We start from the raw sequence: 12,899 nt of genomic DNA, 5'->3' as shown, positions 1-12,899 counted from the left end.
CCTGTCAAACCGTTGTCAGGGTTATGTGAAAAGCCGCTCCCCTTCCAACCCCTTGTAGAGATCGGCCACATATTCACCATATCCGTTGTAGATGCGGGTCGGCATCGTCTCGCCCGTTCCCAGTAACCGCTCGCTCGCCTGGCTCCAGCGGGGGTGCGGGACTTCCGGATTGATGTTGGCCCAGAAGCCGTACTCGTTGCTGTCGATTGCTTCCCAGAACGTGGTGGGGCGCTTGTCGGTGAAGTGGAAGCGCACGAGCGACTTCACATTCTTGAAGCCGTATTTCCAGGGCACGACCAGCCGCAGCGGCGCGCCGTTCTGCTTGGGGATCGGCTTGCCGTACAGGCCGGTGGCGATGAAAGCCAGCTCGTTGGTGGCCTCCTGGATCGTCAGCCCTTCCTGATAGGGCCAGGGGTACCAGCGTTGCCGCAGGCCGGGGGCCGGATAGTGGTCGGCGCCGAAGGTGCTCATCACCACATAGCGGGCCGATGAGAGGGGCTTTGCATACTCCACCAGCTTCGCCATCGGGAACCCGCTCCACGGCACGGCCATGGCCCAGGCCTCCACGCAGCGGAAGCGATACAGCCGCTCCTCCAGCGGCATGGCCTTGATCAAAGTGTCGATATCGACGTCCATCGGCTTCTCCACCATGCCATCGAAGCGGACGGTCCAGGGGCGGAGCGGAAGCTCCTGCGCCGCGCGCCAGATCGTCTTGTGGGAGCCGAATTCATAGTAGTTGTTGTAGGTCGTCGCCTCCGCCTCGTCCGTCAGAGCCCGGTCGAGTTCGAAGGTCGGGTTGCGCTGGACGGGATACAGGCCGGCGGTGGGGTCGTCGCTGGATACGGCGGCTGCATCTTCGCCGCAGGCGGTCAGGGTCAATGTTCCAGCCATCAGCGGAAGCATCCCCATGCCGCGCAGCAGTCTGCGGCGGTCGTGGAATACGCCTTCCGGCGTGGCATCCCGCTCCGCCATTTCCCAGCCGCGCCTGCTTCTGATCAGCATCGCCTATCCTCCTGCTGCTTGGTCCGGCTACTCCGCCACAGGAAGAAGGCTGGACCGTGGCAGGCCCGAGTCAACCGGATAGTTCCTCCCTGGCCGGAAAAGCGCTCGACTCGGGTGCGGGGCGGGTGTTCGATAACCGCGGGAGGAAAGGGCGCCCCGGTCGGGACCGGCGGGCGGCCCAACCGGCCGGACGCTGGCCGCCGGCCCCGGGACGCCGATCCCCTGGATCGACAGCTCACCGGGAGGCGGACGATGAACAACGGCAGAAGTACCGGGGAAGCGGCGGGGAACGGCCCGCGCGTGGCGGCCATCGTGGGCCCGTATCAGTGCGGCAAGACCACATTGCTGGAAAGCCTGCTGATGGCAACCGGGGCCATCCACCGCAAGGGCAGCGTTGCCGAAGGCACCAGCGTCGGCGATGCCAGCCCGGAGGCGCGGGCGCGCCACATGGGCGTGGACATGAATCTGGCCGTCACCGACTATCTGGGCGAGCGCTGGAATTTCATCGACTGCCCCGGCTCCGTCGAACTGGCGGCGGAGGCGGGACGGGCGCTGCTGGTGGCAGATGTCGTCATCGTGGTCTGTGAGCCCGCGATGGACAAGGTCCGGGCGCTGGGTCCGACCCTGCGCTTCCTGGACGAGCTTGCGATCCCGCATATGGTCTTCATCAACAAGATGGACCAACTCCAGGGCGCCGACCTGCGCGTGCGAGACATCATGGAAGGGCTGCAGGCGGTAAGCCAGCGCCCGGTCGTGCTGCGCCAAGTTCCCATCCGCGAAAATGGCGAAATCACCGGCTGCGTCGATCTGGTCAGCGAGCGCGCCTATCGCTGGCGCCCCGGCCGGGCGAGCGATCTGGTTCCCCTGCCGGACTGCGTCAAGGAGCGGGAGAACGATGCCCGCCAGTCCATGCTGGAGGCGCTGGCCGATTTCGACGATGCCCTGCTGGAGCAGTTGCTGGAGGATATGGTTCCCGATCCGCAGACGCTCTATGGCCAGCTCAAGCATGATCTGGCGAACGATCTCATCGTTCCTGTCTTCCTCGGCTGTGCCGAGCGCGACAACGGCATCCGGCGGCTTCTGAAGGCGTTACGGCACGAAGCGCCGGACGCGGCCACGACGGCCGAACGGTTGGAGATACCGGCGGGCGAGACCGTGGTGCAGGTCTTCAAGACCTTCCACGCCGCCCATGCCGGCAAGCTGTCCATGGCGCGTATCTGGCGCGGAACCGCGCAGGACGGCATGAGCCTGGGCGGTGAGCGCACCAGCGGGCTCTACGACTTCATCGGCGGTGCTGCGGCCAAGCGCGGAAACGCCGTCGCCGGGGAGATCGTCGGTTTCGGCAAGCTGGAGGGCGCATCTGCCGGCGACCTGCTGACACCGTCCGCCAATCTGGGCCGTGCGCCCTACTGGCCGGAGCCGGCCGAACCTGTCCATGAGTTGGCGCTCCAGGCGGAAAACCGGGCGGATGAGGTAAAGCTGACCGCCGCCTTGCAGAGGCTGGTGGACGAGGATGACACGCTGCGCTTCTGCCACCGGCAGGAAACGGGGCAACTGGTGCTGGCGGGGCAGGGGCCGATGCAGCTTGCCATCGCGCTGGACCGGCTGCGCGGACGCTGGAACGTGCCGGTGGCCGGTCAGCCACCCAAGGTGCCCTATCGTGAGAGCATCCGCCGGCCCGCCAGCCAGCATTCCCGCTTCAAGCGCCAGACCGGCGGGCACGGCCAGTTCGCCGACGTGCATGTGGAGATCAGGCCGCTCTCGCGCGGCGAGGGGTTCCGGTTCGAGGACCGCATCGTCGGCGGCGTGATCCCGAAGACCTATATCCCGGCGGTGGAGGCCGGGGTGCGGGACGCCATGCAGGCCGGACCTTTCGGCTTCCCCGTGGTGGACATCGCGGTGGCCCTGACCAACGGCCAGTTTCATTCCGTGGACAGCTCCGAGCAGGCATTCCGCACAGCCGGGAGGCAGGCCCTGACGGAAGCGTTGCCCGGCTGTGATCCGGTCCTGCTGGAACCGATTCTGGAAGTGACCTTCGCCACGCCTACGGAGTTCACGCCCAAGGTCCAGCGCATGATCAGCCAGCGGCGCGGTCAGATCCTGGGCTTCGACATGCGGCCCGGCTGGGCCGGCTGGGATGAGGTCAAGGCCTACATACCCCAGGCGGACATGGCCGAGCTGATCGTGGAGCTTCGCTCCATCACGCTTGGCCTCGGCAGCTATACGGCGCGCTTCGCCCATCTGGCGGAGTTGACCGGCAAGATGGCCGAACGGGTGGTGGGCGACCGTACGGCGGGCGTGGCGGCCCAGTAGGGTGGAAAACGCAGGGCAGGGGCGCTGTCTGACGGGGGCAGCGCGCCTGTCCTGCTGCCCGCATGTCCCCTTTTCGGCGCACGCCGCCTCTGGACCCCGGCGCGCGGGCGGACTAAACCCATGCTCCATGAAGCTGTTCCGCCATACCACCGACCTTCCGGCCGAGCTGCGGGGCTCCTGCGTCGCGCTGGGTAATTTCGATGGCGTGCACCGGGGTCACCGGGCCGTCATCGCCACCGCCCAGAGGATCGCGGCGGAAATCGGCGCGCCGTCGGCGGTGCTGACCTTCGAGCCGCATCCGCGTAGCGTCTTCCGCCCGGACGATCCGCCCTTCCGTCTGACTCCCTTCCGCATCAAGGCGCGGCTGCTGGAGGCGCTGGGGCTGGACATGCTGTTCGTGCAGCATTTCGACGCCGCCTTCTCCTCCCTCACCGCGCAGCAGTTCGTGGAGCAGGTGCTGGTGCGGGACCTGGGGGCACGGCATGTCGTGGCCGGCTATGACTTCGTGTTCGGACACAAGCGCGGCGGCGACATCGCCTATCTACGGGAGATTGGCGCTCGGCACGGCTTCGGCGTGACGGAGGTGGTGCCGGTGCAGGACGATGCCGGCGCCGTCTTCTCCTCCACCCGCGTGCGGCAGGCGCTGGCCGAGGGCCGCCCCGACGAGGCCGCCGCCATCCTGGGCCACCCTTTCGAGATCGAGGGGCGGGTGGAGCATGGCGACAAGCGCGGCCGCACCATCGGCTTCCCCACCGCCAATGTGGAGCTGGGCGAGTACCAGCGCCCGAAATCCGGCGTCTACGCCGTGCTGGCCGGCATCGACCAGGGTGGGGAGACGGTCTGGCACAAGGGCGTCGCCAACCTCGGCCGCCGCCCCACCGTGGGCGGGCTGGTGGAGCGGTTGGAGGTGCATCTGTTCGACTTCGGCGGAGACCTCTACGGCCGCCACCTCCGCGTCCAGCTCCACCACTTCCTGCGGCCGGAGATGAGGTTCGACAGCTTCGACCAGCTCAAGTCCCAGATCGCGGCGGATGCGGAGCGGGCACGGGCTGCGTTGGGGTAGTGGAGGGTAATCGGAATATCCTGTATCCTTGCGCGCCGAGCATCTCCTAGGGCCGAGGATCCATGGATCAGCACGAGCCACCACGCCCATCGCCGGCGCGGACCTGGACTGTCGCCGAAGCATCGCGGCGGCTCGAGGAAGTGCTTCGCTTGGCACAGGAGGAAGGGCCGCAGGTGATCCTGACCCAGGACGGGACCGGATTTGCCGTATCCTCCCGCGCTCCGCGGATGCAGGTGCCGGCCGAACCGGGAAGCCTGCGCGACGTGCTGGTGAATTCGCCGTTGCGCGACCTGGATTTTGAGTTCGAAGGGCTGCGGGGACCCGTGCGGGACGTCGATTTCGAATGATCGTCTTGCTGGATACTGTGGTCATCTCCGAGCTCAGGAAGGTCAGGTGTTCCCCCTCGGTCCTGGAATGGTCCGGTGCGTTGCGTGCCGAAGATCTCAGGCTGTCGGCGGTAACGGTTGCTGAAATCCGGTACGGGATCGAGAATGCGGCGGATGCCGATTTCCGGAAGGTGCTGATCGAGTGGCTTGATGAGCGGCTGCTGCCGCACTGGGCGGGGCGCATTCTCCCGGTCGATGTGGACGTGCTGCTGGAGAGCCGGCGCATCGCACAGCAATTGCGGGCCGCAAACCGGACCATGGGGCATACGGACCTTCTGATCGCCGCAACCGCGCGGCATCACGGCCTTGTCCTGGCAACGCGCAACGTCCGGGATTTCCAGGCGGCCGGGGTTCCCCTGGTCAACCCATGGCAGCCCGCCAATCTGCCGCCTTGACCCATCCGGCTTCGCTGCTAACATCCGCGGCCATGATGCCGGCCTTGCGCGCGATAGCGGGTTCAGCCCCGCGAATTATCGGCCCGGTCCTCTGAGGAGGGCCGGGAAGCGAGGCGTTCGTCAAAACGCCATGTTCATCCGCGCATCCTGCCCGCGGGGCCATCCTTGATGCCGGCCCGCAGGCCCCTGACACCCGGACCCAAATGACCCGCGACTACAAATCCACCGTCTTCCTGCCGCGCACCGATTTCCCCATGCGCGCCGGCCTGCCCAAGAAGGAGCCGGAGCTGCTGGCCCGCTGGGACGAAATGGGCCTGTACCGCCGCATGCGGGAGGAGGCGAAGGACCGGCCGCTCTATGTGCTGCATGACGGCCCGCCTTACGCCAATGGCAACATCCATATCGGCCATGCGCTGAACAAGATCCTGAAGGACGTGGTGAACCGGTCCCAGCAGATGCTGGGCAGGAACGCGCCCTATGTTCCGGGCTGGGACTGCCACGGCCTGCCGATCGAGTGGAAGATCGAGGAGAAGTACCGCGCCGCCGGCAAGGACAAGGACCAGGTGCCGCTGGTCCAGTTCCGGGACGAGTGCCGCAAGTTCGCCGCCGAATGGGTCGGCATCCAGTCCAAGGAGTTCCGGCGTCTGGGCGTCGAGGGCGACTGGGACAATCCCTACACCACCATGACCTTCCGGGCCGAGGCCCGCATCGTCGGCGAGATCCACAAATTCCTGCTGAATGGCGGCCTCTACAAGGGCGCCAAGCCTGTTCTGTGGAGCGTGGTGGAGAAGACCGCGCTGGCCGAGGCGGAGGTCGAGTACCACGACCTGACCAGCACCACGATCTGGGTGCGCTTCCCCGTCGTCACCCCCTCCACGCCCGAGCTGGCGGGGGCGTCCGTGGTGATATGGACCACCACGCCCTGGACCATGCCCGGCAACCGCGCCGTCGCCTTCGGGCCGGAGATCGGCTACGGCGTCTATGAGGTCACGGCGGCCGAGGAAGGCAGCCTTGCCCAGGTCGGTGAGAAGCTGGTGCTGGCCCGCGCCCTGGCGGAGCAGGTGGGTAAGGACGCCAAGGCCACCCTCACTCTCGTCGCCTCGCTGGACGGCAGCGCCCTGCAGGGCGGCATCTGCGCCCATCCGCTACGCGGCCAGGGCTATGAGTTCGATGTGCCGCTGCTGCCGGGCGAGCATGTGACCGACGATGCCGGCACCGGCTTCGTCCACACCGCCCCCGGACACGGCGAGGAGGATTTCGAGGTCGGCCGCCGATTCGGGCTGGAGGTGCCGGAGACGGTGGGTCCGGACGGGCGCTATCTCGACCGCGTGCCGCTGTTCGCCGGCGCCTATGTCTACAAGCCCGACGGCAAGCATGGCGATGCCGGCCCGCGGGTGCTGGATGCGCTGAAAGGCGCCGGCAAGCTGCTGGCCCATGGCAGGCTGAAGCACAGCTACCCGCACTCCTGGCGTTCCAAGGCCCCGCTGATCTTCCGCACCACCCCGCAATGGTTCATCTCCATGGAGATGAACGATCTGCGGGCCAAGGCGCTGGACGCCATCGACCAAACCAGTTGGGTGCCGGCCCAGGGCCGCAACCGCATCCATTCCATGATCTCCAGCCGTCCGGACTGGTGCATCAGCCGCCAGCGCGCCTGGGGCGTGCCCATCGCGCTGTTCGTGTCCAAGGCGGACGGCAAGCCGCTCTGCGACGAGGGTGTGTGCAAGCGCATCCAGGATGCGTTCGAGGAGGGCGGCGCCGACGTCTGGTACACCAGGGACCCGCAGGAGTTCCTGGGCAACGGCTACAATGCGGATGACTACGAGCAGGTGTTCGACATCGTCGACGTCTGGTTCGAGAGTGGCTCCAGCCATCAGTTCGTGATGGAGGACCGGGCGGAGCTGAAATGGCCGGCGGACCTCTATCTGGAAGGCTCCGACCAGCACCGCGGCTGGTTCCACTCCTCGCTGCTGGAGGCCTGCGGCACTCTGGGCCGCGCCCCCTACGACACCGTCCTGACCCACGGCTTCACGCTGGACCAGAACGGCGAGAAGATGTCCAAGTCCAAGGGCAACGTGGTCTCGCCGCAGAAGGTGATGGAGGAGTACGGGGCCGACATCCTGCGCCTCTGGGTCATGAACACGGAGTTCACCGAGGATCAGCGGATCGGGCCGGAAATCCTGAAATCCACTGCCGACCTCTACCGCCGCCTGCGCAACACGCTCCGCTACCTGCTGGGCGCGCTGGCGGACTGGAAGGAGGCGGAGCGGCTGCCCGCCGGGGAGATGCCGGATCTGGAGCGCTGGGTGCTGCACCGCTTGGCGGAGCTGGACGGCACGGTGCGGGACTGCATCGCCGGCTACGACCTGCACAGGCTGACGACCGAGCTTCATAATTTCTGCGCGGTGGACCTGTCGGCGCTCTATTTCGACATCCGCAAGGACAGCCTGTACTGCGACCGGCCGGACGATGTCCGGCGGCGGGCGACCCGCACGGTGATGGTGCATCTGCTGGAATGCCTGACCGCCTGGCTGGCCCCCATCCTCTGCTTCACGGCGGAGGAGGCGTGGCTGGAATGGCTGAAGCAGGGCGGGGCGACGGGACCGGAGAGCGTGCATCTGCGCCTGTTCCCCGACATCCCGGCGGAGTGGCGGAACGACGCCCTGGCCGGCAAGTGGGCGCAGGTGCGCGAGGTGCGCCGCGTCGTCACCGGCGCGCTGGAGTTGAAGCGCGCGGAGAAGGCCATCGGCTCCTCCCTCCAGGCCGCCCCCACCGTGTATGTCGACAGCGTCTGGCATGATGCGGTGGAGGATGTGGACATGGCGGAGATCTGCATCACCTCCGCCATCACGGTGGAGGAGGGGCTGGCCCCGGCCGGCGCCTTCACGCTGCCGGACGTGCCCAATGTGGGCGTGGTCTTCGCCACGGCCGAGGGCGGCAAGTGCGAGCGCTGCTGGCGGATTCTGCCGGAGGTCGGCAGCGTCGCGGCCCATCCGGGCCTGTGCCGGCGGTGCGCCGATGCGGTGGACCATCTGGATGCGGGGTTCTGATGGTCGGTGACACCGTCGCCCCGCCGGCCGTTCGCCGGCGCATGTTGGGCATCGGGTTCGGGATCGCCGTGATCGCCATGCTGCTGGACCAGGTCAGCAAATGGTGGATCCTGGACGTCATGCTTCCCTGCCTCAGCGGGCCGTCTGGCCCCTGGTGTCAGGTCCAGGCCCCTCCCATCGAGGTGACCGGCTTCTTCAATCTGGTCATGGCCTGGAACCGCGGCGTCAGCTTCGGCATGTTCGCGCATGAGGCCGATCTGATGCCTTATGTGCTGATCGCGGTAGCACTGGCGATCACGGCCTTTCTGGTGGTATGGCTTCGTCGGACCGACCGGGTGTTCCAGGCGGTGTGCATCGGCCTTGTCATCGGCGGGGCGCTGGGCAACGTGATCGACCGGCTGCGCTTCGGCGCGGTGGCCGACTTCCTGGACGTCCATGTGGCGGGCTGGCACTGGCCGGCCTTCAACGTGGCGGACAGTTGCATCGTGGTCGGCGTGCTGCTGCTTGTGGCGGACGGGCTGTTCGACCGTCGTGACCGGCAGTGACGGAACTTTGGGTCAAGGACCGGGGCCACGGCCCGGGACCGCGTAGTGGAAAGGTATGGATCGCGACCATGCGTAAGGTGAGGATGATGCGTGCCGCGGCTCCGGTCGTGGCACTGGCGGCGGCGGCCCTGGTGTCCGGGTGCAGTGTTTTCGACCAGAGCACCCCGGACGAGTTCCGCGTGGTCTCCCGCGCGCCGCTGGAGATGCCGCCCGACTTCAACCTGCGTCCGCCGCAGCCCGGCAGCCCGCGTCCGCAGGAGCTGGCGCAGGAGAGCCGCGCCACCGCCACCCTGTTCGGTGCGGCCGGCACGGACGGCGCGGCCGCCCCGCAGGGCAGCGTATACCAGAGCCAGGGCGAAGTCGCCCTGCTGGTCGAGGCCGGGGCCGATCAGGCCGATCCCAGCATCCGTGCCGTCGTGGATCGGGAGAATCCGGGCGTGGTCGTCGGCAACCGCACCCTGTTGGACCGGTTGCTGTTCTGGCAGGACGGCGATGTGCCGGACGACAGCTCCCATACCGGCGCCCCGCCGACCATCGCCCGCACAGGCAGCGCGGCCCAGTAAGGCGCCGCTGCCGCACTCTTCGACGAAGGCCCGCCCCAGTGCGGGCCTTTTTCGTATCCGGATCTTGGCCCCGCCGGCCTGCATTACAAATCCGACAGGTGCGCGGTTCGGCGTTGCGCGGCGTGACTTCCGGACCACATCCTGTTGACCTGATCCGGGGCGGACCGCGCCGTCCCGCCCCAGCATATCCCGAGATGCGGAGGTCCGGCCTTGACCATGCGACGTTCCCCCAGATCCCGGAACCGGCTGGCCGCCCTGGCGGCCGCCGCGTTCCTGTCCGCCACCGCGCTGGCGACGACGCCGGCACGGGCCGAGATTTTCAATCCGGAAACCTTCACCCTGGCCAACGGCATGAAGGTGGTGGTGGTCACGAACGAGCGGGCTCCGGTCGTGAGCCACATGGTCTGGTACAAGGTCGGCTCTGCCGACGACCCGCCGGGCAAGTCCGGCATCGCCCACGTCCTGGAACATCTGATGTTCAAGGGCACGGATGAGATCCAGCCCGGCGAGTTCTCCCGCACCATCGCCCGCAATGGAGGGCAGGACAACGCCTTCACCTCCTGGGACTACACCGGCTATTACCAGAACATCGCCCGCGACCGGCTGGAGCTGGTGATGAAGATGGAGTCGGACCGCATGACCGACCTCCAGCTCACGCCGGAGATCGTCGCGCCCGAAATCAAGGTGGTGATGGAGGAGCGCAACCAGCGCACCGAGAACGACCCTGCCGCCCGCCTGCGGGAACAGCTATGGGCCATGCTGTTCGTGCATCATCCCTACGGCACGCCGATCATCGGCTGGATGCATGAAATCGCGGCGCTGGACCAGCAGGACGCGCTGGATTTCTACAAGAGCTGGTACGCGCCCAACAACGCCATCCTGATCGTCTCCGGCGACGTCACCGCGGCCGAGTTGAAGCCGCTGGCGGAGTCCACCTATGGCAAGACTCCCGCTGGCAAGGTGCCGGAGCGGGTCCGGACCACGGAGCCGCCGACGGAAGGGGAGCGCCGGATCATCCTGCGCGATCCCCAGGTCCAGCAGCCGAGCTGGCAGCGCGTCTGGAAGGCCCCCAGCTACAATCAGGGCGCCACGGAGCATGCCTATGCCCTGCAGGTCTTGGAAACGGTGGTGAGCGGCGGGGCCACGGCGCGGCTCTACCGGAATCTGGTGGTGGAGGACAAGGCCGCCGCCGGCGTGTCCATGTTCTACTCCCCCTCCGCCTACGACCTCGGCACCCTCGGCGTCTCCGCCACTCCGCTGCCCGGCGGCGATGTGGAGACGGTGGAGAAGGCGGTGGAGGCGGAGCTGGCCGAACTGCTGCGCGACGGCGTCACCGCCGAGGAGGTGGAGACCGCCAAGAAGCGCATGGTGCGCGAGGCGATCTTCGCCCGCGACAGCCTTCAGGGTCCCGCCTACATCTTCGGCCTGGGCCTGACCACCGGGCAGACGGTGGAGGATGTTGAGGCCTGGCCCGACCGCATTGCCGCGGTGACGGTGGAGCAGGTGAATGCAGCGGCCCGCGCCGTGCTGAGCCAGAACGGCCATGTCACCGGCGTGCTGTTGCCCGATGTCCAGACCGCTGAAGCGCCGGCCGCACCCGCCGCCGGGGAGAAATCCCGATGATCATGATGACCCGTATCGCGAAAGCCGCTTCCGCCGGCCTGTTCCTGCTGTTCTTCGCCCTGCCGGCCCACGCCATCGACGTGGAGCGGGTGGTGAGCCCGGGCGGGATCGAGGCCTGGCTGGTGCGGGATGCGAAGAATCCCATCATCGCCATGCAGTTCGGGATCGAGGGCGGATCGGCGCTCGACCCGGAAGACAAGCTCGGCCTCGCCACCATGGTGACCTCCCTGCTGGACGAGGGAGCTGGCGAGCTGGACAGCCAGGCATTCCAGAAGCGTCTGGAGGACAATTCCATCAGCCTGGGTTTCAGCGCCGACCGCGAGGCGGTCTATGGCAGCCTGACCACGTTGGTGGAGACGAAGGGGGAGGCGTTCGATCTGCTCCGCCTCGCTTTGACGGAACCGCGGTTCGATAAGGACGCGGTGGAGCGCATCCGCAGTCAGCTCATCGCAGGCCTGAAGCGCGCCACATCCAGCCCGAACTACGTGGCCGGTCTCGCCTTCTCCAGCACCGTGTTCCCGGACCATCCCTACGGAAAGCCGAGCCGCGGCACGATCGAGACCATCTCCAACATCACCACCGACGATCTGAAGGGCTTCACTAAGGCGCGGCTGGGCCGGGATCGGCTGAAGATCGGCGTCTCCGGCGATATCACGGCGGAGGAGCTGGCCAAAGTGCTGGACCAGGTATTTGGTGCCCTCCCGGCAGATACTGCCCCCTTCACCATTCCGGATACCGAGCCCAAGGGGGCGGGGGAGACGGTGGTGGTGAGCCGGCCCATCCCGCAATCCATCATGATCATGGGCCACAAGGGCGTTAAGCGGAACGATCCGGACTGGTTCCCGGCGCTCGTGCTGAACTATGTGCTGGGCGGCGGTGGTTTCTCCTCCCGCCTGATGGACGAGGTGCGGGAGCAGCGCGGGTTGACCTACGGCGTCTCCAGCTCGCTCCAGCCCTTCGACCATGCGTCCCTGTGGGTGGTCAGCGGCGCGACCTCCAACGACAAGGCCAAGGAGGCGGCGGCGCTGATCCAGGAGATCTGGGGCCGCACTGCCGCCCAGGGCATCACCCAGCAGGAACTGGACGATGCCAAGACCTATCTCACCGGCTCGTACCCGTTGACCTTCACCAACAATGGGGCCATTGCCGGCATTCTGCTGACGGTTCAGGAGGATGATCTCGGCATCGACTACCTGAACCGCCGCAACGAGCTGGTGGAGGCTGTGACGCTGGAGCAGGTGAATGCGGTGGCCAAGCGGCTGCTGGAGCCCAAGCAGCTCGCCACCATCATCGTCGGACAGCCGGACGGGGTTGAGCCGACCAAGGCCGCCGCCGACGACCGGAGCTGATCCGCACCCCTGTGACGGGACCACAAGAACCCTCTTCGCCCACTGGCGGAGAGGGTTTTTCTTTCGCAGGCGTCCGGATGCCGCCTTCGTGGCACGGCCATTGCTTATCTTCTTCTCGGCAAAAATGCTGAGAGGAAGCTTTCATGAGCGGATACAGCCGGACCAAAAGGGTCGGGAAGTACGCCGGCGCCGGGCCGGGCGATGGGTTCACCGATGACACCATCATCGGTTTCCCATCGGTCGGACTGGCGCCCGAGGACGCCAGCATCGGGGAAATTCTTGCCGCCGTGTCGGCGCCCCCTGGCGATACGCAGCATCGTCTGCGGATTCTGGAGGACCGTATCCGCCGCCAGTGGGCGGTGCTCCAGGACATGGTGCGGGAGCATACGGATCTGGTCGGGTCGCTGACACCGGCACCGGCCCGGCCCGCGGCTGCCGCTCTCCCGACGGCGGAGCCTGTGGCAGCGTTCCACAAGTCCCGCTCGCTGGTCCCGCCGCCGCGCCGTCTCCGCCGCGCGGGGTAACTCCCGCGTGGTTCACGGCAGGGCGGGTTGTGACGTGCGCCGGGCATGGTATCAATCGGGCATTCCGTTTTTTGAGGATAGAGCCC

At 67.2% G+C, this 12,899-nt stretch carries 11 protein-coding genes; 10 read left to right on the top strand and 1 reads right to left on the bottom strand.

Features of this window, described 5'->3' with window-relative positions; translation table 11 throughout:
* Window positions 1-21: 21 nt before the first annotated feature.
* Window positions 22-1,002, bottom strand: coding sequence for a protein-methionine-sulfoxide reductase catalytic subunit MsrP (msrP, locus tag DOL89_RS10815; protein ID WP_119679161.1), 981 nt, complete (start codon window positions 1,000-1,002; stop codon window positions 22-24).
* Between the two features lie 252 nt (window positions 1,003-1,254).
* Between msrP and DOL89_RS10810 the strand changes: the two genes are divergently transcribed.
* From DOL89_RS10810 to DOL89_RS10765, 10 genes are all read left to right on the top strand, one after another.
* Window positions 1,255-3,315, top strand: coding sequence for an elongation factor G (locus DOL89_RS10810; RefSeq protein WP_119679160.1), 2,061 nt, complete (start codon window positions 1,255-1,257; stop codon window positions 3,313-3,315).
* Between the two features lie 127 nt (window positions 3,316-3,442).
* Window positions 3,443-4,378, top strand: coding sequence for a bifunctional riboflavin kinase/FAD synthetase (locus DOL89_RS10805; protein WP_119679159.1), 936 nt, complete (start codon window positions 3,443-3,445; stop codon window positions 4,376-4,378).
* A gap of 149 nt (window positions 4,379-4,527) precedes the next feature.
* Complete coding sequence (locus tag DOL89_RS10800) at window positions 4,528-4,725, top strand: hypothetical protein (protein ID WP_404813461.1); 198 nt, start codon at window positions 4,528-4,530, stop codon at window positions 4,723-4,725.
* Window positions 4,722-5,159: a type II toxin-antitoxin system VapC family toxin gene (locus tag DOL89_RS10795; RefSeq protein ID WP_119679157.1), complete on the top strand. Its 438-nt coding sequence runs from the start codon at window positions 4,722-4,724 to the stop codon at window positions 5,157-5,159. The genes DOL89_RS10800 and DOL89_RS10795 overlap by 4 nt, the downstream gene beginning before the upstream one ends.
* A 203-nt stretch (window positions 5,160-5,362) precedes the next feature.
* On the top strand, window positions 5,363-8,209 hold the full coding sequence (ileS, locus tag DOL89_RS10790; RefSeq protein ID WP_119679156.1) for an isoleucine--tRNA ligase: 2,847 nt from the start codon (window positions 5,363-5,365) through the stop codon (window positions 8,207-8,209).
* Window positions 8,209-8,754 (top strand): signal peptidase II, encoded by a 546-nt coding sequence (lspA, locus tag DOL89_RS10785; protein WP_119679155.1) that lies wholly within the window; start codon window positions 8,209-8,211, stop codon window positions 8,752-8,754. The genes ileS and lspA overlap by 1 nt, the downstream gene beginning before the upstream one ends.
* Window positions 8,755-8,822: 68 nt before the next feature.
* Window positions 8,823-9,317 (top strand): DUF3035 domain-containing protein, encoded by a 495-nt coding sequence (locus tag DOL89_RS10780; protein ID WP_119679154.1) that lies wholly within the window; start codon window positions 8,823-8,825, stop codon window positions 9,315-9,317.
* A gap of 216 nt (window positions 9,318-9,533) precedes the next feature.
* Window positions 9,534-10,940 carry a M16 family metallopeptidase gene (locus tag DOL89_RS10775; RefSeq protein WP_119679153.1) on the top strand — a complete coding sequence of 469 codons (1,407 nt, stop codon included), beginning with the start codon at window positions 9,534-9,536 and terminating at the stop codon, window positions 10,938-10,940.
* Window positions 10,937-12,289 (top strand): M16 family metallopeptidase, encoded by a 1,353-nt coding sequence (locus DOL89_RS10770; protein WP_119679152.1) that lies wholly within the window; start codon window positions 10,937-10,939, stop codon window positions 12,287-12,289. The genes DOL89_RS10775 and DOL89_RS10770 overlap by 4 nt, the downstream gene beginning before the upstream one ends.
* A gap of 143 nt (window positions 12,290-12,432) precedes the next feature.
* On the top strand, window positions 12,433-12,813 hold the full coding sequence (locus DOL89_RS10765; RefSeq protein WP_119679151.1) for a hypothetical protein: 381 nt from the start codon (window positions 12,433-12,435) through the stop codon (window positions 12,811-12,813).
* Window positions 12,814-12,899: the final 86 nt, after the last annotated feature.

Origin of the sequence: Indioceanicola profundi, from assembly GCF_003568845.1 — a bacterium.
GTDB lineage: Bacteria > Pseudomonadota > Alphaproteobacteria > Azospirillales > Azospirillaceae > Indioceanicola > Indioceanicola profundi.
Note: the sequence above shows the minus strand (reverse complement) of the source record. Positions and strands in the feature narration are given on the sequence as shown.

What these genes read in the sequence shown, in the direction of transcription:
- msrP (WP_119679161.1), bottom strand. Translation starts at nt 1,002, where the DNA reads ATGCTGATCAGAAGCAGGCGCGGCTGGGAAATGGCGGAGCGGGATGCC.
- DOL89_RS10810 (WP_119679160.1), top strand. Translation starts at nt 1,255, where the DNA reads ATGAACAACGGCAGAAGTACCGGGGAAGCGGCGGGGAACGGCCCGCGC.
- DOL89_RS10805 (WP_119679159.1), top strand. Translation starts at nt 3,443, where the DNA reads ATGAAGCTGTTCCGCCATACCACCGACCTTCCGGCCGAGCTGCGGGGC.
- DOL89_RS10795 (WP_119679157.1), top strand. Translation starts at nt 4,722, where the DNA reads ATGATCGTCTTGCTGGATACTGTGGTCATCTCCGAGCTCAGGAAGGTC.
- ileS (WP_119679156.1), top strand. Translation starts at nt 5,363, where the DNA reads ATGACCCGCGACTACAAATCCACCGTCTTCCTGCCGCGCACCGATTTC.
- lspA (WP_119679155.1), top strand. Translation starts at nt 8,209, where the DNA reads ATGGTCGGTGACACCGTCGCCCCGCCGGCCGTTCGCCGGCGCATGTTG.
- DOL89_RS10780 (WP_119679154.1), top strand. Translation starts at nt 8,823, where the DNA reads ATGCGTAAGGTGAGGATGATGCGTGCCGCGGCTCCGGTCGTGGCACTG.
- DOL89_RS10775 (WP_119679153.1), top strand. Translation starts at nt 9,534, where the DNA reads ATGCGACGTTCCCCCAGATCCCGGAACCGGCTGGCCGCCCTGGCGGCC.
- DOL89_RS10770 (WP_119679152.1), top strand. Translation starts at nt 10,937, where the DNA reads ATGATCATGATGACCCGTATCGCGAAAGCCGCTTCCGCCGGCCTGTTC.
- DOL89_RS10765 (WP_119679151.1), top strand. Translation starts at nt 12,433, where the DNA reads ATGAGCGGATACAGCCGGACCAAAAGGGTCGGGAAGTACGCCGGCGCC.